13 protein-coding genes are annotated in these 18,563 nt (G+C 69.8%); 9 read left to right on the top strand and 4 right to left on the bottom strand.

What is annotated here, in order from left to right; translation table 11 throughout:
• Positions 1-24: 24 nt before the first annotated feature.
• Together KKR01S_RS01245 and pgi are read right to left on the bottom strand one after the other, a co-directional pair.
• Complete coding sequence (locus tag KKR01S_RS01245; protein ID WP_058743725.1) at positions 25-639, bottom strand: DUF805 domain-containing protein; 615 nt, start codon at positions 637-639, stop codon at positions 25-27.
• Between the two features lie 119 nt (positions 640-758).
• Positions 759-2,435, bottom strand: coding sequence for a glucose-6-phosphate isomerase (pgi, locus tag KKR01S_RS01240; RefSeq protein WP_061225076.1), 1,677 nt, complete (start codon positions 2,433-2,435; stop codon positions 759-761).
• A 302-nt stretch (positions 2,436-2,737) separates the two neighbouring features.
• Between pgi and KKR01S_RS01235 the strand changes: the two genes are divergently transcribed.
• The 4 genes from KKR01S_RS01235 to KKR01S_RS01220 all read left to right on the top strand — a co-directional run bounded on the left by KKR01S_RS01235 (position 2,738) and on the right by KKR01S_RS01220 (position 9,433).
• The gene (locus KKR01S_RS01235; protein WP_061225075.1) at positions 2,738-4,564 is read left to right on the top strand and encodes a BCCT family transporter; all 1,827 of its coding nucleotides are present in this window, start codon (positions 2,738-2,740) and stop codon (positions 4,562-4,564) included.
• A 291-nt stretch (positions 4,565-4,855) separates the two neighbouring features.
• Positions 4,856-6,589 carry an ABC transporter family substrate-binding protein gene (locus KKR01S_RS01230; RefSeq protein WP_061225074.1) on the top strand — a complete coding sequence of 578 codons (1,734 nt, stop codon included), beginning with the start codon at positions 4,856-4,858 and terminating at the stop codon, positions 6,587-6,589.
• 163 nt (positions 6,590-6,752) lie between these two features.
• A complete protein-coding gene (locus KKR01S_RS01225) occupies positions 6,753-8,306 on the top strand; it encodes an ABC transporter permease (RefSeq protein WP_061225073.1) in 1,554 nt (517 codons plus the stop codon).
• Positions 8,303-9,433, top strand: coding sequence for an ABC transporter permease (locus tag KKR01S_RS01220; protein ID WP_408015181.1), 1,131 nt, complete (start codon positions 8,303-8,305; stop codon positions 9,431-9,433). Before KKR01S_RS01225 ends, KKR01S_RS01220 begins: the two co-directional genes overlap by 4 nt.
• A gap of 22 nt (positions 9,434-9,455) precedes the next feature.
• Here the strand turns inward: KKR01S_RS01220 and KKR01S_RS01215 are convergent, their stop codons facing one another.
• Positions 9,456-10,079 carry a PH domain-containing protein gene (locus tag KKR01S_RS01215; protein ID WP_129357409.1) on the bottom strand — a complete coding sequence of 208 codons (624 nt, stop codon included), beginning with the start codon at positions 10,077-10,079 and terminating at the stop codon, positions 9,456-9,458.
• Positions 10,080-10,154: 75 nt separating this feature from the next.
• On the opposite strand from KKR01S_RS01215, the gene KKR01S_RS01210 reads away from it, so the two are divergent.
• Positions 10,155-12,062, top strand: a complete 1,908-nt coding sequence (locus tag KKR01S_RS01210; protein WP_081101438.1) for an ABC transporter ATP-binding protein — start codon at positions 10,155-10,157, stop codon at positions 12,060-12,062.
• 33 nt (positions 12,063-12,095) lie between these two features.
• Here the strand turns inward: KKR01S_RS01210 and KKR01S_RS01205 are convergent, their stop codons facing one another.
• On the bottom strand, positions 12,096-13,115 hold the full coding sequence (locus KKR01S_RS01205) for a hypothetical protein (RefSeq protein WP_131800565.1): 1,020 nt from the start codon (positions 13,113-13,115) through the stop codon (positions 12,096-12,098).
• A 288-nt stretch (positions 13,116-13,403) separates the two neighbouring features.
• Here KKR01S_RS01205 and typA point away from each other — a divergent pair, with 288 nt between their 5' ends.
• From typA to dapC, 4 genes are all read left to right on the top strand, one after another.
• The gene (gene typA / locus KKR01S_RS01200; protein ID WP_055684472.1) at positions 13,404-15,320 is read left to right on the top strand and encodes a translational GTPase TypA; all 1,917 of its coding nucleotides are present in this window, start codon (positions 13,404-13,406) and stop codon (positions 15,318-15,320) included.
• Positions 15,321-15,341: 21 nt separating this feature from the next.
• Positions 15,342-16,694: a PIG-L family deacetylase gene (locus tag KKR01S_RS10665; RefSeq protein WP_061225070.1), complete on the top strand. Its 1,353-nt coding sequence runs from the start codon at positions 15,342-15,344 to the stop codon at positions 16,692-16,694.
• A gap of 208 nt (positions 16,695-16,902) precedes the next feature.
• Complete coding sequence (fdxA, locus tag KKR01S_RS01190) at positions 16,903-17,226, top strand: ferredoxin (RefSeq protein WP_055684470.1); 324 nt, start codon at positions 16,903-16,905, stop codon at positions 17,224-17,226.
• A gap of 8 nt (positions 17,227-17,234) precedes the next feature.
• On the top strand, positions 17,235-18,362 hold the full coding sequence (gene dapC / locus KKR01S_RS01185) for a succinyldiaminopimelate transaminase (protein ID WP_055684469.1): 1,128 nt from the start codon (positions 17,235-17,237) through the stop codon (positions 18,360-18,362).
• Positions 18,363-18,563: the final 201 nt, after the last annotated feature.

Raw genomic sequence — 18,563 nt, 5'->3', positions numbered from 1 at the left:
GGGGGGGGGGGGGGACGGCTGCTGTTAGGGCCGGCCGATGTCCTCCGGGGTGTCGAAGCGCTGCCCCTGCGGATTCGACGGCAGGCACATCAGGACCAGCAGGATGATCCCACCGAAGAAGGGGACCAGGCTGAGGAACCAGAAGCCGCCGCTCATGTTCGCATCGTGCAGACGGCGCACCTGCAGGGGGATGGTCAGCAGGCCGAGCACCAGCAGGATCACGGTGGTGATCAGCGTCGTGGCGATGCCGACGCCGCTGAGCCGGACGTCGGTCCCGGAGTAGTAGCCGTACTGGCTGTGCTGGCTGTAGCTGGTGATCTGCTCCGCGGTCGCGGAGGTGATGACCATCATGAGGATCAGCAGCACCGCGCTGAGGAGGGCGAGGGCCAGGGCCACCCACCAGTACTCGGAGCGCGAGGCCCGGCCGTGCCCCTGGAACTTGTAGCCCCACCAGTTCTTTAGGGCCCGGCCCATGCCGACCCCGGGGCGGGGACCTGCGCCCTGGACTTGGGGGCCGCCGTATCCGGCGGGGGCCGTCTGGTAGGCCCCCTGCTGCGGGGATGGCGCGGGGGCGCCGGAGGGTGCGGACGGCTGCCGGGCATCAGGAGAGGGGCGGCCGTGCTGGGGGTTCTCGGTCATGGTGGGTCCTCGGTGCTCGTGGTCGCGGGGCCTTCTCTGCGCCTCCTCCGGCAGACGCCGGCGGCCGGTCCCGCGCTGCTGCGAGACCGGCCGCCGTCGTCCACCGGGGGTGACCGGGATTACTTGCGGTGGTTCAGATAGTAGTCGATCAGCCCGCGGGTGGAGGCGTCCTGTTCGGCCAGGACCTCCCGGTCTCCGGCCACGGCCGGGGTGAGCTGCTGAGCCAGCTGCTTGCCCAGCTCCACGCCCCACTGGTCGAAGGAGTCGATGCCCCAGATGGTGCCCTCCACGAAGGTGATGTGCTCGTACAGGGCGATCAGCTGGCCCAGCACGGACGGGGTCAGCTTCGGGGCCATGATCGAGGTGGTCGGGCGGTTGCCGGAGAACACCCGGGCCGACACCACGGACTCCTCGGTGCCCTCGGCGCGCACCTCCTCGGCGGTCTTGCCGAAGGCCAGGGCCTTGGTCTGAGCGAAGAAGTTCGCCAGGAACACCTCGTGCACGTCGGCGTCGCCGTCGCGGGTGGGGTGCGCGGGCTCGGCGAAGGCCAGGAAGTCCGCGGGGATCAGGCGGGTGCCCTGGTGGATCAGCTGGTAGAAGGCGTGCTGGCCGTTGGTGCCGGGCTCGCCCCAGAAGATCTCCCCGGTCTCGGTGGTCACCGGGGAGCCGTCCCAGCGCACGGACTTGCCGTTGGACTCCATGGTCAGCTGCTGCAGGTAGGCGGGGAAGCGGTGCAGGTGCTGGTCATAGGGCAGCACCGCGTGGGAGTCCGCGCCGCAGAAGTTGACGTACCAGACGTTGATCAGGCCCATCAGCAGCGGCAGGTTGGCCTCGGGTGCTGCGGTGCGGAAGTGCTCGTCCATCGTGTGGAAGCCGGCCAGCAGCTCCTCGAAGACGTCCGGACCCAGCACCACGGCCAGGATGGTGCCGATCGCGGAGTCCACGGAGTAGCGCCCGCCCACCCAGCTCCAGAAGCCGAAGGCGTTGGCGGGGTCGATGCCGAAGGCCTCCACCTTGTCCAGGGCGGTGGACACGGCCACGAAGTGCTTGGCGACCGCCGCGGCGTCGTCCTGGCCGTCAAGGGCGCCGGACTCGCGCAGGCGCTCCAGCAGCCAGGTGCGGCACACCCGGGCGTTGGTCAGGGTCTCCAGGGTGCCGAAGGTCTTGGAGGCCACGATGAACAGCGTGGTCTCCGGGTCCAGGTCCGCCACGGTCTCCGCGGCGTCGGTCGGGTCGATGTTGGAGATGAAGCGGGCGGACAGGCCATCCTGGGCCAGGGGCTTCAGGGCCTCGTAGACCATGACCGGGCCCAGGTCCGAGCCGCCGATGCCGATGTTCACCACGGTCTCGATGCGCTTGCCGCTGATCCCGGTCCACTCCCCGGAGCGCACCCGGTCCGCGAAGTCATAGATGCGGGCGAGCACCGCGTGCACGTCCTCGTCCACGTTCTGCCCGTCCACCTCCAGGGCGGGGGAGGCGCCCTCGGGGCGCCGCAGCGCGGTGTGCAGCACCGCGCGGTCCTCGGTGACGTTGATGTGCTCACCGGAGAACATGGCATCGCGCCGGCCCTCGACGTCGGCGGTGCGGGCCAGCTGGAGCAGCAGGTCCCGGGTCCGCTCGGTGATGAGGTTCTTGGACAGGTCCGCGTAGAGGTCCCCGGCGGTGACGGTGAGCTTCTCGGCGCGCTCGGGATCCTCGGCGAACCAGCCCCGCAGGTCCGGGGTCAGCTCGCGGTGGTGCTCGGCCAGGGCCTGCCAGGCGGAGGACTGGGTGATGTCGGGAAGGTTATCGCTCATGGGGCCATTGTCCTCCCGCGGAGGCCCCGACGCACGGATCCGGTGCCGGATATGACGTGTCTCGGGCGAGGCGCGGGAGCGGGGCGAGTTTGCTCACCCTTTCCGGCGGACGTTTGGAAGCCTGCTGATGGTTGGCTACCGTAGTTCGGTACCCACCCGCGTATCGGGCGGTCGTCGCCCGTGCCCGCAGGGCATCGGCGCGCCGTCTGCGTCCGCGAGGGGCGCTCGCGCGCCCCGCGGGGCGGGTGCGGCAGTCCATCCTCCATCGATCCTGAACCTCGAGGTGCGAATACAGGTGCTCCATGGCTAATTTCCTCACCCGCAAACCCGACCTGAGCGTGGGCGACGTGCCCGACCGGCTGGCCGAGAAGATGAAGCGCGGCAACATCGACAAGCGCGTGTTCATCCCGGCGGCCGTGCTCATGGCCCTGTTCATCGGCATCACCCTGGCGTTCCCCGAGCAGGCCAACGAGGTCTTCTCCGCCCTGCAGACCGACGTCATCGGCTACTTCGGCTGGTACTACACCGCCATCGTCGCCGTGTTCGTGATCTTCGCGCTGTACCTGGGCTTCTCCCGGCTGGGCGACATCAAGCTCGGCCCGGATGATTCCACCCCGGACTACTCCTTCATGACCTGGCTGGCCTTCCTGTTCGCCGCCGGCATGGGCATCGGCCTGGTGTTCTACGGCGCCTCCGAGCCGTTGGCGCACTACCTGGACCCGGCCCCCGAGGTCACCGGCACCCGGGAGCAGGTGGCCCAGGCGGGCATGTCCTACTCCTTCCTGCACTGGGGCCTGCACCCGTGGGCCATCTACGTGATCGTCGGCATGGCCATCGCCTACGCCGCGCACCGGAAGAAGATGCCCCTGTCCATCCGCTTCGCCCTGAAGCCGCTGCTGGGCAAGCGCATCAACGGCGTGTGGGGTGACGTCATCGACGTCGTGGCCCTGGTGGGCGTGCTGTTCGGCGTGGCCACCTCCATGGGCCTGGGCGTCATGCAGATCGCCTCCGGCATGGGCTTCCTGCACGTGGACCTGACCAGCAACTGGGGCTACACCCTCATCATCGTGGTGCTCTCCGCCGTGACCCTGTTCTCCGTGGTCACCGGCCTGGAGAAGGGCATGAAGTGGCTGTCCAACGGCAACCTCATCCTGGCCGCCGTGATCGTGCTGTTCGTGCTGATCATGGGCCCCACCATCTTCCTGCTGCGCGAGTTCGTCCAGTCCATCGGCGCGTACCTGCAGAACGTCATCCAGATGACCTTCTCCACCTTCGCCCTGGACGGGCAGGCGGGCGAGGACTTCGTCGGCGCCTGGACCACGTTCTACTGGGGCTGGTGGATCTCCTGGTCCGCCTTCGTGGGCATGTTCATCGCCCGCGTCTCCCGCGGGCGCACCGTGCGCGAGTTCGTCTTCGCGGTGCTGCTGGTGCCGGCCGCGATGTCCTTCTTCTGGTTCGCCGTGATGGGCGGGACCGCCCTGCACCAGGAGCTGTTCGGCGAGGGCGGCCTGGCCGACCTGTCCAGCGACTCGGTGCTGTTCACCATGCTCCAGGACCTGCCGGCCTCCACCGCCCTGATCATCGGCTGCGTGATCCTGATCATCGTGTTCTTCGTGACCTCGGCGGACTCCGGTGCGCTGGTGCTGGGCATGATCTCCTCCTCCGGTTCACCCAACCCCAAGACCTGGGTGCGGGTGTTCTGGGTGTTCGTGGCCGGCGGCACCGCCACCGCCCTGCTGTGGGCGGGCGGCACGGATTCGCTGAACGCCATCCAGACGGTCTCCATCCTCACGGCCCTGCCGTTCTCCGTGGTGATCTGCCTGATGTGCATCTCCCTGTTCAAGTCGCTGAGCGAGGAGCACAACCTGTACGTGCGCGCCCAGCGGCGTCAGGTGCGCCAGGAGCTCACCGAGGAGATCTCGGAGACCGTGAACGGGCGCATGGTGGAGAACCTCGCGCAGCTGGAGGAGCAGCTGGGCGAGCGCAACGCGACGGTGGCGGCCAGCCCCGACGATCCCTCCGTGGATCACGACTGGACCTCCACCTTCGCCCGGCGCACCCAGGTGGCGTGCCCGGGGGAGCGGACCCGGCGTCGCCGTCAGCAGTGTGAGCAGGGATCGGACTCCTGATCCGACCCCGACGCGCCTGATCCGCCGGTGAGTCCGAAGGGTCCGCCGTCGCCCACCCCAGCGGGGGAGGGCGCCGGCGGGCCCTTCGGCGTCGCCGGGGACGTCGGATGACGCCGAGGCGACATGCGAACGTCGCCGGTTACACGCCGGCAACGAAGTTGGTTTACGATACTCACACATGTGTTGCCCTTCATATGGCATCGGCCACCGCCGAGCCACGGGATGGACCGCCGACGGCGGATGCGGCACACCCACCACGAGTCACTTCGTACGACCCCTCTAGGAGGCGAAATGCGCTTCTCCCGCATTTCCAAGGCCCTCGGCGTCGCGGCGGTCTCCGCCCTCGCCCTCTCCGCCTGCGCATCGACCGACAACGGCGGCGACGGGGACAGCGGCTCCACCAAGTCCATCTCGGTGGCCGAGCTGAACACCTTCTCGTCCCTGAACACCGACTCCTCGTCCGGCAACACGGACATCAACAGCAAGATCGCCACGGCCACCCACAACGGCTTCTACTCGATCACGGACCAGCTCGAGGTCAAGCACAACGACGACTTCGGCAGCTTCGAGAAGATCTCCGACAACCCCCTGAAGGTCAAGTACACGGTCAACGAGGACCAGCAGTGGTCCGACGGCAACAAGATCGACAAGGGCGACCTGCTGCTGGCCTGGGCCTCCCAGTCCGGGCACTTCAACGGCGAGGGCGAGGACGGCGAGCAGTTCTTCGACTACGCCGGGGACAGCGAGGGCCTGGGCCTGACCGGCATGCCGGAGTTCAGCGATGACGGGCGCACCATGACCCTGACCTACTCCAAGCCGTACATCGACTGGGAGACCGCCTTCGACGTCCGCCTGCCCGCCCACGTGGTGGCCAAGAAGGCCGGGATGAGCGAGGACGACCTCGTGAACACCCTGACCTCCGCCAAGCCGGGCGAGAAGAACGAGCAGCTGTCCAAGATCGCGGATGCCTGGAACACCGGCTTCGACACCACCAAGATGCCCGATGACAAGGACCTGCTGGTCGCCAGCGGCCCCTACAAGATCAAGGACATCGTCGAGAACCAGTCCGTGACCCTGGAGAAGAACGACAAGTACACCGGGGATGCGCCCAAGATCGACGAGATCACCATGCGCTCGATCGGCGACGCCAACGGCCAGCTCCAGGCCCTGAATAACGGCGAGGTGCAGGTCATCTCCCCGCAGGCGAACGTGGACACGATCCAGCAGCTCAAGGACGCCGACGGCGTCAAGACCCTCACCGGGGATCAGCTGCTCTACGACCACGTGGACCTGAACTTCAACTCCGACGTGTTCAAGGATGAGAACACCCGCAAGGCCTTCCTGCTGACCATCCCGCGCCAGTCCATCGTGGACAAGCTGATGAAGCCGATGAACTCCGACGCCGAGGTCCTGGACTCCCAGGTCTACGTGAGCTCCCAGGACGAGTATAAGGACGCGGTGGAGAAGAACGACTCCAGCGAGTTCCCCTCCTCGGACATGGACGCCAACATCAGCCAGGCCAAGGAGCTGCTCGGCGGCAAGACCCCGACCGTGCGCCTGCTGTACAACTCCGGCAACAAGGCTCGCGCGGACATCTTCCAGATGATCCAGGAGTCCGCCAAGAAGGCCGGGTTCAACGTGGAGGACCTGGGTGCTGCGGACTGGTCGAAGAAGCTGCCGGGCGGTGACTACGACGCCTCCCTGTTCGGCTGGACCTCCCCGGGTGTGGGCCACTCCTCCTACGGGCAGATCTTCGCGGCCGGCGGTGGCGGCAACTACAACGGCTACGACAACGAGGACGTCAACAAGAAGGCCGACGAGATCCGCACCACCGTCGGGGACGATGCCAAGGTCAAGGACCTCGCCATCGGCATCGACAAGGATCTGTTCGATGATTCCTACGGCCTCCCCCTGTTCCAGCAGGCCGGCGTCGTGGGAGTGAAGGACAACGTGGAGAACGTGACCTTCAACCCCGGAAGCACCCAGGTGTGGTGGAACGTCGAGAAGTGGGACATCAAGAACTGATCCCGTCCTGAACCCACCTCGCACCGTCGCGAGCACGTGACGAACCGGCCGGCACCCCAGGGAGCCCGGCCGCACCGGGCGGGCGTCACCGGCGAGAAGCCGCCGCTGACGCCCGCCATCGCGCTTGCGATGCCCGCTTCCCTCCCACCCCACGGATGCCGCCATGCTGATGTACACCGTCCGAAGGCTCGTGGCCGCGGTACTGATCCTGTTCGCCGCCACGTTCCTCGTCTACGTTCTGGTCACCTACGCCGGTGACCCCCTCCAGGAGTTCCGCGAGAACCCCTCGCCCACCGCTCAGTCCCAGATGCTCGCCCGTGAGAAGGCCCTGCATCTGGACGTTCCCCTGATCCCGCGCTACTTCATGTGGCTCGGCGGGGCCCTGGGTTGCCTCAACCCGCTGGGCACCACCTGCGACCTGGGCACCACCTTCCAGGGTCAGGCCGTGACCGATGCCCTCAAGGGCGCGATCGCGCAGACCCTGACCCTGATCACCGCCGCCACGATCCTGGCGATCATCATCGGCGTGGCCCTCGGTGTGGTCGCCGCGCTGCGGCAGTACTCCACCCTGGACTACGGCATCACCTTCCTCGCCTTCGTCTGCTACTCCCTGCCCTCCTTCTGGATCGCGGTGCTGCTCAAGCAGTACGGGGCCATCGGCTTCAACAACTTCCTGCGCAATCCCACCATCGGAGTGGCCAGCGCGGCGGCCGTGGGGCTCGTCGCCGGGATCATCTGGTTCCTCGCCTCCTACGGCAGGATGCGCACCAGGATCCTGCTGGGGATCTTCGGCTTCGCGCTGACCTTCGGAATCCTGATCTTCCTCAGCGTGACCCGCTGGTTCGCCCGGCCCTCCCTGGGGCTGCCGCTAATCGCGATCCTCGGGGTGCTCACCGCGGTCGCCTTCACCTTCCTCCTAGCCGGGCTGCGCAACCGCACAGCTCTTTACGCCGGGCTGGCCTCGGTGATCGTCGGTCTGGCCCTCTACTTCCCGATCCAGCCGCTGCTGAACCGCGCGCCCTGGCTGATGATGCTCCTGCTGGGCATCCTCACCCTGCTCATCGGGGCGGGCATCGGCTGGGTCGTCGGACGCCTGCGCAAGACCTACGACCTCGGCCAGTCCGTCAAGGTGGCCATGTGGACCGCCTTCATCGTCGCGGGCCTGGTCGTGCTGGACCGGTTCATGCAGTCCTGGCCCGCGTACATGCGCGACGGCCGGATCTCCGGACGGCCCATCGCCACCGCCAACTCCGCGACTCCCGGCATGTCCGGGGACTTCTGGATCACCGGGATCGACAGCTACACCCACCTCATCTTGCCGACCATCGCCCTGACCCTGCTGGCCCTGGCCTCCTACTCCCGGTACTCCCGAGCCTCGATGCTGGAGATCATGTCCCAGGACTACATCCGCACCGCCCGGGCTAAGGGCGTCTCGGAGCGCTCCGTGGTGGTCAAGCACGCCTTCCGCAACGCGCTGATCCCGCTGGCCACCCTCGTGGCCTTCGACATCGGCGGCATCATCGGCGGCGCGGTCATCACGGAGAAGGTGTTCGGCTTCTCGGGCATGGGGAACCTGTTCAACGACTCCCTGGGCCAGCTGGACATCTACCCGATCATGGGCTTCTTCCTGATCACCGGCATCACCGCCATGGTCTTCAATCTCGTCGCGGACCTGCTCTACTCGGTCCTCGACCCGCGCGTGAGGGTGAAAGCATGAGCGCCACGAATGCATCGCAGGCTCCGGAGCCGAAGGAGCCGACCACCGAGACCCGCGAGATGCGCCTGGAGAAGGTCCAGCCCGACGCGGAGACCAAGGGGCTCAGCCAGGGCCAGATCGTCCGCAAGCGCTTCATGGGCAACAGCGGGGCCATCGCCTCCCTGGTGATCCTGTTCCTGATCATCGTCCTGGCGTACTCCTCGATCGGCTTCGGCCCGATCCCCGGCTGGTGGAAGTACGACTACTCCGAGATGATGCCCGTCACCAACGGCGGCAAGCCCACCATCGGGCTCTTCCATCTCGGTGAGCACCCCTTCGGGCAGGACACCACCGGGCGCGACCTGTTCGCCATGGTCATGCGCGGAACGCAGACCTCGCTGTTCGTGATGGTCATCGTCGGCCTGGTCGCCGGGGTGATCGGCGTCGTCATCGGCGGCGTCTCCGGGTACTTCCGCGGCTGGGTCGAGGCCGTGCTGATGCGTCTGACCGACATCGTCATCATCATCCCGCTGCTGGTGCTCACCGCGGTCCTCGGGCAGATGGTCATCAGCCACCTGCCGCAGGGCCCGCAGCGCATCACCGCGCTGGCGCTGCTGATCGGCCTGGCGGCCTGGACGGGCCTGGCCCGCCTGGTGCGCGGAGAGTTCCTGACCCTGCGCGAGCGGGAGTTCGTCGACGCCGCCCGCCTGGCCGGGGCCTCCGCCCCGCGGATCATCTTCAAGCACATCCTGCCCAACGCGGTTGGGGTGATCATCGTGAACGTGACCCTGCTGATGGCCTCGGCGATCCTCATCGAGACCTCGCTGTCCTACATCGGCTACGGCGTGCAGTCCCCGGACGTGTCCCTGGGCTCCCTGATCAGCGCCAACGAGTCCGCGTTCTCGACCCGCTCCTGGCTGTTCTGGTACCCGGGCCTGTTCATCGTCGTGATCTGCCTGTGCATCAACTTCATCGGCGACGGCCTGCGCGACGCCTTCGATCCGCGGCAGAAGAAGTTCAACCCGCGCCGCGCCAAGACCGTGACCGCCCACTCCGCGGAGAACGGGCTGGACCCGGACGGGCGCGTGGACGTGGATCTGCAGAGCGAGCAGCCGGTGCGCGACGTCGGACCGGGCAAGAACGCCTAGGAACCGGAGAGCGTCGATGCGTTCACAGCAGCAGGCCCGCCGCGGCCGCCGCGGCGAGCACCGCCAGGATCACCAGCTGGGTGGTGTTGGCGGTGCTGACCGGCTCCGCCTCCTCCCGCAGGGTCCCCGCCTCCACCTGCTCCTGCCAGTGGCCGCGGATGACCTCCGCGGCCCGGCCGGAGGCGGTGGAGCGCAGGTCGCTGGGCATGAGGCTCGCGCCCTCGCCGCGGAAGCCCAGGTGCGGATCATCCGGCATGTGGGCGGTGCGCTGCCCCCACACCGCGGTGGCCGCCCCGCCGGCGGGTGCGCCTACTGCCTGGATGCGCCGGTGCCGGGTCACCAGGTGCAGCCCGTACCGGGTCTGCACGTCGATCAGGTCCGAGTAGCCCAGTCGGTGCGTGCGCACCGGGTTGACCACGGTGATCTCCTCCTGGCTCAGCCGCACGCACGGCCAGGCCAGGAACCACCAGATCAGGTAGCCCAGGAACGCGCACGGCCCGAAGGCCCGCAGCCCGGCCGCGGCGCCGTCGTGCACCGTCACGCTGATCAGCAGCCCCGCCAGCACCAGCTCCACCAGCACCACCAGGACCAGCATGGGACGGGAGCGCAGGGTCGCCCCCTCCTCCCGCAGATATCTCGTCGCCATGCCCACATCGTCCCAGACCCGACCCGCCCCGGCCACCGCCGCGCCGGTCGGCTCCACCCGTAGGAGAGAGCTCCCATGACCACCGAGAACACCCCCAGCGGAACCCCCGCCGAGGACTCCGCCCAGGACGCCGCCGCCCAGCGGCCCGCCACCCGCACCGAGCGGCGCGCCGCCGAACGGGCCGCCCGCCGCTCCGGGCCCCGCACCGGAGCCATCCCGTGGCGCCGCACCAAGACCGGGTCCCAGCCCGTCGTCGGCAACCCCACCGGGCGCGTCCTGGAGGTGAAGGACCTGTCCGTGGCCTTCGGCGTGGACCGCCAGTGGGTGCCGGCCGCCACGGACATCAGCTACCACGTCGACGCCGGCGAGGTGCTCGCCATCGTCGGGGAATCCGGCTCCGGCAAATCCGTCTCCTCGATGGGCATGATCGGGCTGCTGCCCTCCAACGCGAAGGTCACCGGCTCCGTCAAGCTCAACGGCGAGGAGCTGATCGGGCAGTCCAACAGCGAGCTGCTGAAGGTGCGCGGTGACGACGTCGCCGTGATCTTCCAGGAGCCGATGACCGCGCTGAACCCCGTGTACACGGTGGGGGACCAGATCGTGGAGACCCTGCGCCTGCACCGGGAGATCTCCCCGGCCCAGGCCAAGAAGCGCGCCCTGGAGATGCTCCAGCTCGTCGAGCTGCCGGATCCGGTCAAGGCCTTCGACTCCTTCCCGCACCAGCTCTCCGGCGGTCAGCGCCAGCGCGCGATGATCGCGCAGTCCCTGTCCACCGACCCCAAGCTGCTGATCGCCGATGAGCCGACCACCGCGCTGGATGTGACCGTGCAGGCGGAGATCCTGGACCTGATGCGCAACCTGCAGAAGAAGCTGGGTTCCGCGATCATCCTGATCACCCACGATATGGGCGTCGTCGCGGACCTGGCCGATCGCGTCGCGGTGATGCGCCGCGGGCGGATCGTGGAGACCGGGGAGATCCACGAGGTCTTCGGCAACCCCCAGCACGAGTACACCAAGGCCCTGCTGGCGGCCGTGCTGCACCTGGGCGAAGGCGAGGGCGAGGAGGTCGACGTCAACGCAGCCCTGGACGACGCGGCGGAGGGCACCCGCCCGGCCACCGTGGAGCTGCAGCAGGTGGCCCCGCCCCGCGAGGGCGAGACCGTCCTGGAGCTGAAGGACGTGGCCCTGGAGTACCCCAAGCAGGGCCGGGTCCCGGCCTTCCGGGCGGTGGAGGGCGCGAATCTGCGCATCCACGCCGGGGAGGTCGTGGGTCTGGTGGGGGAGTCCGGCTCCGGAAAGTCCACGATCGGGCGGGCCTCCGTGGGGCTGCTGGATGTGGCCGAGGGGTCGCTGGTGGTGGCCGGCCAGGAGCTGAAGGGCGCCGGGCGCCGGGTCATCAACCAGGTCCGCAAGGACGTCGGCATGGTCTTCCAGGATCCCTCCTCCTCCCTGAACCCGCGCCTGCCGATCGGCGAGTCCATCGGCGAGCCGATGTACCTGGCCGGGGTCGCCAAGGGTGCTGAGCTGCAGCACCGCATCGAGACCCTGCTGGATCAGGTGGAGCTGCCCCGCTCCTACCGCAACCGGTACCCGCACGAGCTCTCCGGCGGGCAGAAGCAGCGCGTGGGCATCGCGCGCGCGCTGTCCCTTAAGCCCAAGCTGCTGGTGGCCGACGAGCCGACCTCGGCCCTGGACGTCTCCGTGCAGGCGCGCGTGCTGGAGCTGTTCAAGGAGCTGCAGGAGCAGATGGGCTTCGCCTGCCTGTTCGTGACCCACGACCTCGCAGTGATCGACGCCCTGGCGGACCACATCTGCGTGATGCAGCACGGGAAGATCGTGGAGCAGGGGCCGCGGGATCAGATCCTGCGCCACCCCCGCGAGGCGTACACCCAGCGCCTGCTGGCCGCGGTGCCCCTGCCGGACCCGGATCAGCAGCGCGAGCGCCGCGAGCTGCGCGCCAAGCTGCTGGCCGAGGTCAGCTGACCCCCGCATCACCCCGCTCCCCGCGCCGAGTCGTCACTTCCGACCGGAAATTCGTCGATTTTCGGTCGAGATCGATGACTCGGCGTCGTTGGGGGTGGCTGCGGCGTCGTGGTCGCGGATCGCGCGGAGGATGATGGCGACGGCGCGCGGCATCCGCGATCCCGCGCACCACACCGCCTCGCGCAGGTCGGCGGCGGTGATGCGCACCTCGACCCATCCGGCCTCGGCCGTGCGCCGGGCCCGCTCGACGTCGCGGCGCACCTGCTCGGGCCGGTCGTGGTGGGCGCCTTCGTACTGGATGCTCAGCCGCAGCCTCGGCAGGGCGAGATCGGCCTGGAAGAGCAGCATCCCCCGGGTGTTGCGCACGGCGAATCCCGGGACCAGTCCGTCGATGCCGTGATCCTCGCAGGCCAGGCGCAGGAAGGTCTCCGGGCGGGAATCCGGTCCCGGGCGCATCCTCGCCACGGCCCGGTCGAAGGCGCGGATGCCCCGCGCGCCCCGGTGGGCCCGCAGGTACCGACGCAGATCCTCCGGGGTGCACAGCGGCGGGCGGCCGGCGTCGTACCCGTCCGCGTGGGTGTTCAGGATCCCGTCCCCGGCGGCCACCAGATCCTCATGGCCCAGGCGCAGGCTCATCTCGTTGAGGGTGCGCTCCGGCGTCGTGACGGCCAGGCCCTCCGGGGTGCGGGTGAGATCCGAGGCGGCGTAGGCGTACTGGGTGCTGCGCAGGCCGCGGCGTCGGACGGGGGAGCGCAGCGGCGGGGTGTTCAGGTGCGGGGTCTCATCCTCCTGCAGGTGCCGCGGCAATCGGAAGCCGTGATGCCGGGCCGCGCTGAGCCCGTTGATCGCGGATCCCGGGATGGCCCGGGCCAAAGCGGCGACCACGTCCCACGCGGTGATCTCGTGGCCGGGCGGGGCGTAGATCCCCGGATCCCGGCGCACCGTCGAGCGCCGACGCAGCAGCGCCTCCGGGACGCCGCGCAGGCGGGCTTCGGCGCGAGTCAGGGCGTCGACGTCGGCCCGGGGTGGCTCGGGGGAGGGGATCGCTGCCATGCCCACACTGTCCCCGACCCCCTGCCGGGCCGCCACCCCCGAGCCTCCACCTGTGGACAGCCCCCGCACCCCGCGCGCCGAGTCATCACTTCCGACCGGAAATTCGGCGATTTTCGGTCGAGATCGATGACTCGGCGCTGGGGAAGGGGAATGAGTGGGAGGGGGAGGTGAGGTTGAGGGGATGCGGCGGCGGGAGGGGAGGGGTTGCGCGCGGGCGTATGATGGGACGGCAGTCCGCGTGCGCGGGCCCGCCCCGCACGCATCCTCGATCGAAGGCTCACTCCCCGTATGTCAGAAACCTCCAGCACCGCCACGCGCTCCGATCTGCGCAACGTCGCCATCGTCGCCCACGTGGACCACGGCAAGACGACCATCGTCGACGCCATGCTCAAGCAGACCCACGCCTTCTCCGACCACGCCGACGTCGAGGACCGCGTCATGGACTCCGGTGACCTGGAGCGGGAGAAGGGCATCACCATCCTCGCCAAGAACACCACCGTGACCTACGCGGGTCCGGCCTCCCACGGCGAGAAGGTGACCATCAACGTCATCGACACTCCCGGCCACGCCGACTTCGGCGGCGAGGTCGAGCGCGGCCTGTCCATGGTCGACGGCGTCGTGCTGCTGGTGGACGCCTCCGAGGGTCCGCTGCCGCAGACCCGCTTCGTGCTGCGCAAGGCCCTGGCGGCCAAGCTGCCCGTGATCCTGGTGGTCAACAAGGTGGACCGGCCCGACGCCCGCATCGACGAGGTCGTCTCCGAGTCCATGGACCTGCTGCTGGGCCTGGCCTCGGACCTGGCCGACGAGGTCCCGGACCTGGATCTGGACGCGGTGCTGGATGTGCCCGTCGTCTACGCCTCCGGCAAGGCCGGACGCGCCTCGATGGAGCAGCCGGCCGACGGCGCCCTGCCCGAGAACGAGGACCTCGAGCCGCTGTTCCAGGCCATCCTGGAGCACGTCCCGGCCCCGACCTACGACCCCGACGGCGTGCTGCAGGCCCACGTGACCAACCTGGACTCCTCGCCGTTTCTCGGCCGCCTCGCATTGCTGCGCATCTTCCACGGCACCCTGAGGAAGGGCCAGACCGTCGCCTGGGCCCGGCAGGACGGGCAGATCAAGAATGTGCGGATCTCCGAGCTGCTGAAGACCCAGGCCCTGGACCGGGTGCCGGCCGACGAGGCCGGGCCGGGCGACATCGTCGCGGTGGCCGGGATCGAGGACATCACCATCGGCGAGACCCTCACCGACCCGGAGAACCCGAAGCCCCTGCCGCTGATCACCGTGGACGATCCGGCGATCTCCATGACCATCGGCATCAACACCTCCCCGCTGGCCGGGCGCGTCAAGGGCGCCAAGGTCACCGCCCGGCAGGTCAAGGACCGGCTGGACAAGGAGCTGATCGGCAACGTCTCGATCAAGGTCCTGCCGACCCAGCGCCCCGACGCCTGGGAGGTCCAGGGCCGCGGCGAGCTGGCCCTGGCGATCCTCGTGGAGCAGATGCGCCGCGAGGGCTTCGAGCTGACCGCGGGGAAGCCGCAGGTGGTCACCAAGACCATCGACGGCAAGGTCCACGAGCCGATCGAGTACATGATCATCGACGTCCCGGACGAGTTCATGGGCGCGGTGACCCAGCTGATGGCCGCCCGCAAGGGCCGCATGGAGACCATGACCAACAACGGCACCGGCTGGGTGCGCATGGAGTTCCGGGTGCCGGCCCGCGGCCTGATCGGCTTCCGCACCCAGTTCCTCACCGAGACCCGCGGGGCCGGGATCTCCTCCTCCTACGCCGACGGCTACGAGCCGTGGGCCGGGGACATCGAGTACCGCACCAACGGCTCCCTGATCGCCGACCGCGCCGGGGTGGTCACCCCCTACGCGATGATCAACCTGCAGGAGCGCGGCACGTTCTTCGTGGAGCCGACCTCCGAGGTCTACGAGGGCATGATCGTCGGGGAGAACTCCCGGGCCGATGACATGGAGGTGAACATCACCAAGGAGAAGAAGCTGACCAACATGCGCTCCTCCACGGCGGACACCTTCGAGAACCTCACCCCGCCCAAGAAGCTGACCCTGGAGGAGTCCCTGGAGTTCGCCCGCGAGGACGAGTGCGTGGAGATCACCCCGGAGGCCATCCGCATCCGCAAGGTCATCCTCGACTCCCACGACCGCGTGCGCGCGTTCCGCGCCCGCACCCGCGCGAACTAGCGCCCCGGGCTCGCCACGCCGATGACCGAGGCCGACGCCGCCCGCCCGCGCTATCCGCAGCAGGGCGCCCACCGGGACGCCGACGCCGTGACGACCCTCCTGCCGGAGGGCCTCGCGGCGTCGGCGGCCACGGTGCTGTTCGTCCACGCCCACCCGGATGACGAATCCTCCTCGACCGGGGCCACCATGGCCCGGCTGGCCCGGGAGGGCGCGGCCGTGCACCTGCTGACCATGTCCCGCGGGGAGATGGGCGAGGTCATCGGCCCCGAGCACGCCGAGCTGGATGTGCGCACCCGGGACCCGCAGGATCCCGGGGACGCCCTCGGGGCCCTGCGCGAGACCGAGCTGAGTGCCGCCCTGAACGCCCTGGGGGTCACCGGGCACCGCTTCGCTGAGCGCCCGAAGGGCGGGGCCTTCCGCGACTCCGGGATGTCCTGGGCCGCCGACGGCACCGCCGCCCCGGATCCGAACGCGGCCCCCGACTGCCTGATGCGCGCGGAGCTGTCCCAGGCCGCCGAGGCGGTGGCCGCCGAGATCCGTCGGCTGCGCCCGGAGGTCGTGGTGACCTACGACGCCGACGGCGGCTACGGGCACCCGGACCACCGGCGCACCCACGAGGCCGTGATGGCGGCCCTGCCCCTGCTGCCCGACGGCGCCCTGCCGCGCCTGGTCTGGGGCGAGGAGGGCGAGGCCGACGCGGGAGACACCCGCCGCCAGGCCGTGATCCACGGGGACCTGCCCGCCAAGGAGCGGGCCATGGCCGCCCACGCCACCCAGATCCGGGTGGACCCCGGGCACACCTTCCGCTACTCCAACGACGTCGTGCAGCCGATCAGCCCGGTGGAGACCTACCGGCTGCTGGCCGCCCGGGCGGATGCCCGACCCGCCGGCGCGCTCAGCACCAGCGACCGTGGCGAGGATGCCCTCAGTCCCGACGCCGTGGATCCCGAGCAGGAGCCCGCGGGTCCGATCTCCTCCGCGATCACCGCGGTCGTGGTGGGGCTGCTGCTGGGCTTCCTCGGCACGATGCTGCACGCCTCGGTGGCCTACTTCGACGGCTGGTATCTGCCGTGGGGCGCGATCCTCGCCGTGCTCGGCGTGTTCACCGGGACCGTGTGGACCGCCGGATACACCCGACGCCGGGGGATGACCCTGGTGCCCGGGCTCGCGGCCTTCGCCGTCGTCGGCTTCTTCACCCTCGCCCGCTCCGACTCTCGGCTGGTCATCCCGACCCTGGAGGCCCCGATCGGGGTGGCCGGGATCATCTGGACCCTGGGCACGGTGCTGGCCACCGCCGTGGGCGTGGTGGTCGCGGACCGCACCGTGCTGCGCGGCATCGGGCGCTCCGGGCGAGGGCGCCGCCGACGGCGCTGACGACGCTGACGCCTGCCGTCACCGGGCGTCATCGGCCGCAGTGATCCCGCCGACAGTCCCCGGCCCGGCCCTGGGTGTGCCAGACTGGCCGGGCTAGACTGATCAGCCAGGAAGAAGGCGGGGCCTTTTCCGCCCCTGAGGCGGAAATCGCGCGCCGCCGCCGCGCCGTCGGAGGCATCACCCCGGCGGGCACAGTGAAAGGGTCCCCATGACGTATGTGATCGCCCAGCCGTGTGTCGACGTCAAGGACCGGGCCTGCGTGGAGGAGTGCCCGGTCGACTGCATCTACGAGGGGGAGCGCACCCTCTACATCCACCCCGACGAGTGCGTGGACTGCGGCGCCTGCGAGCCCGTGTGCCCCGTGGAGGCCATCTACTACGAGGATGACCTGCCCGAGGAGTGGGAGGAGTACCTCACCGCCAACGCCGAGTTCTTCGATGAGATCGGCTCCCCGGGCGGGGCCGCGCGCATGGGCAAGATCGAGGCGGACCACCCGTTCATCCAGTCCCTGCCCCCGCAGGGCGAGGAGTAGCCGCACCCATGAGCCTCGGACTGCAGCTGCCGGACTACCCCTGGAACCAGATGGCCCCGTACCGGGAGCGCGCCGCGCAACACCCGGACGGCACGGTGGACCTCTCCATCGGCACCCCGGTGGATCCCACACCGCAGCTGGTGCGTGAGGCCCTGGCCGCCGCCGCGGACGCCCCCGGCTACCCCACGACCCAGGGTACGCAGGCCCTGCGCGAGGCCGTGGCCGCCTGGTACGCCCGACGCCGCGGGGTGACCTGCCTGGACCCGGCCGCGGTGATGCCCACCGTGGGGTCCAAGGAGCTGGTGGCCTGGCTGCCAACCCTGCTGGGCCTGGGTCCCGAGGACGTCGTCGTGCGGCCCCGCGTCGCCTACCCGACCTACGACATCGGGGCCCGCCTGGCCGGGGCGCGCGCCGTGGCCGCGGAGGACCTCGAGGAGCTGGATCCGCAGGTGCGGGACCGTGTGCGCCTGGTGTGGGTCAACTCCCCGGGCAACCCCACCGGTGCGGTGCGCGACGCCGCCTCCCTGCGCCGCATCGTCGAGCAGGCCCGGCGGATCGGCGCCGTCGTCGCCTCGGACGAGTGCTACGCGGAGCTGGGCTGGGGGGCCTGGGACGAGGCCCGGGGCGGGGCCCGCGTGCCCTCGGTGCTTGACCCGCAGGTCACCGACGGGGATCATACCGGGCTGCTGTCCGTCTACTCCCTGTCCAAGCAGTCGAATCTCGCCGGATACCGGGCGGCCTTCGTCGCCGGGGACCGGGAGCTGGTGGCCAACCTGATCAACACCCGCAAGCACGCCGGGATGATCGTGCCCGCCCCGATCCAGGCGGCCATGATCGCCGCGCTGACCGATGACGCGCACGTGGCCGAGCAGAAGGACCGCTACCGGGCCCGCCGCGAGCTGCTCAAGCCCGCGGTGGAGGCCTTCGGGCTGCGCGTGGAGGACTCCGCGGCCGGGCTGTACCTGTGGTGCACCGCGGGGGAGGACACCTGGGAGACCATCGGGCGCCTGGCGGATCTGGGCATCGTGCCCGGCTCCGGGACCTTCTACGGCGAGGCCGGGAGCGGCTACGTGCGCATCGCCCTGACGGCCACGGATGAGCGGGTGGCCGCCGCGGCCCGTCGCCTGCGCGGCTGAGGCGCCCAGACCCGACCTCGACCCGCCGACGCTCCGCAGGCGCCGCCGATGGCGCCGACGCGACGTCGGCCGCGCCTGTGGCGGGCCCCTCCCCGATTCGTGAGCCGAACCTCGGACCGAGTAGGCTGGGGGAGAGTTGAAGTGTGTCCTCGCGCACGCCTGCGGGCGGGTGCCGGGATGGGTACGACGCCGAGGACGGCG

The organism is Rothia kristinae NBRC 15354 (assembly GCF_001570865.1).
GTDB lineage: Bacteria > Actinomycetota > Actinomycetes > Actinomycetales > Micrococcaceae > Rothia > Rothia kristinae.
Note: the sequence above shows the minus strand (reverse complement) of the source record. Positions and strands in the feature narration are given on the sequence as shown.

Bases quoted from the DNA above. Each gene is read 5' to 3' on its own strand.
- KKR01S_RS01245 (WP_058743725.1), bottom strand. From the start codon at position 639: ATGACCGAGAACCCCCAGCACGGCCGCCCCTCTCCTGATGCCCGGCAG.
- pgi (WP_061225076.1), bottom strand. From the start codon at position 2,435: ATGAGCGATAACCTTCCCGACATCACCCAGTCCTCCGCCTGGCAGGCC.
- KKR01S_RS01235 (WP_061225075.1), top strand. From the start codon at position 2,738: ATGGCTAATTTCCTCACCCGCAAACCCGACCTGAGCGTGGGCGACGTG.
- KKR01S_RS01230 (WP_061225074.1), top strand. From the start codon at position 4,856: ATGCGCTTCTCCCGCATTTCCAAGGCCCTCGGCGTCGCGGCGGTCTCC.
- KKR01S_RS01225 (WP_061225073.1), top strand. From the start codon at position 6,753: ATGCTGATGTACACCGTCCGAAGGCTCGTGGCCGCGGTACTGATCCTG.
- KKR01S_RS01220 (WP_408015181.1), top strand. From the start codon at position 8,303: ATGAGCGCCACGAATGCATCGCAGGCTCCGGAGCCGAAGGAGCCGACC.
- KKR01S_RS01215 (WP_129357409.1), bottom strand. From the start codon at position 10,079: ATGGCGACGAGATATCTGCGGGAGGAGGGGGCGACCCTGCGCTCCCGT.
- KKR01S_RS01210 (WP_081101438.1), top strand. From the start codon at position 10,155: ATGACCACCGAGAACACCCCCAGCGGAACCCCCGCCGAGGACTCCGCC.
- KKR01S_RS01205 (WP_131800565.1), bottom strand. From the start codon at position 13,115: ATGGCAGCGATCCCCTCCCCCGAGCCACCCCGGGCCGACGTCGACGCC.
- typA (WP_055684472.1), top strand. From the start codon at position 13,404: ATGTCAGAAACCTCCAGCACCGCCACGCGCTCCGATCTGCGCAACGTC.
- KKR01S_RS10665 (WP_061225070.1), top strand. From the start codon at position 15,342: ATGACCGAGGCCGACGCCGCCCGCCCGCGCTATCCGCAGCAGGGCGCC.
- fdxA (WP_055684470.1), top strand. From the start codon at position 16,903: ATGACGTATGTGATCGCCCAGCCGTGTGTCGACGTCAAGGACCGGGCC.
- dapC (WP_055684469.1), top strand. From the start codon at position 17,235: ATGAGCCTCGGACTGCAGCTGCCGGACTACCCCTGGAACCAGATGGCC.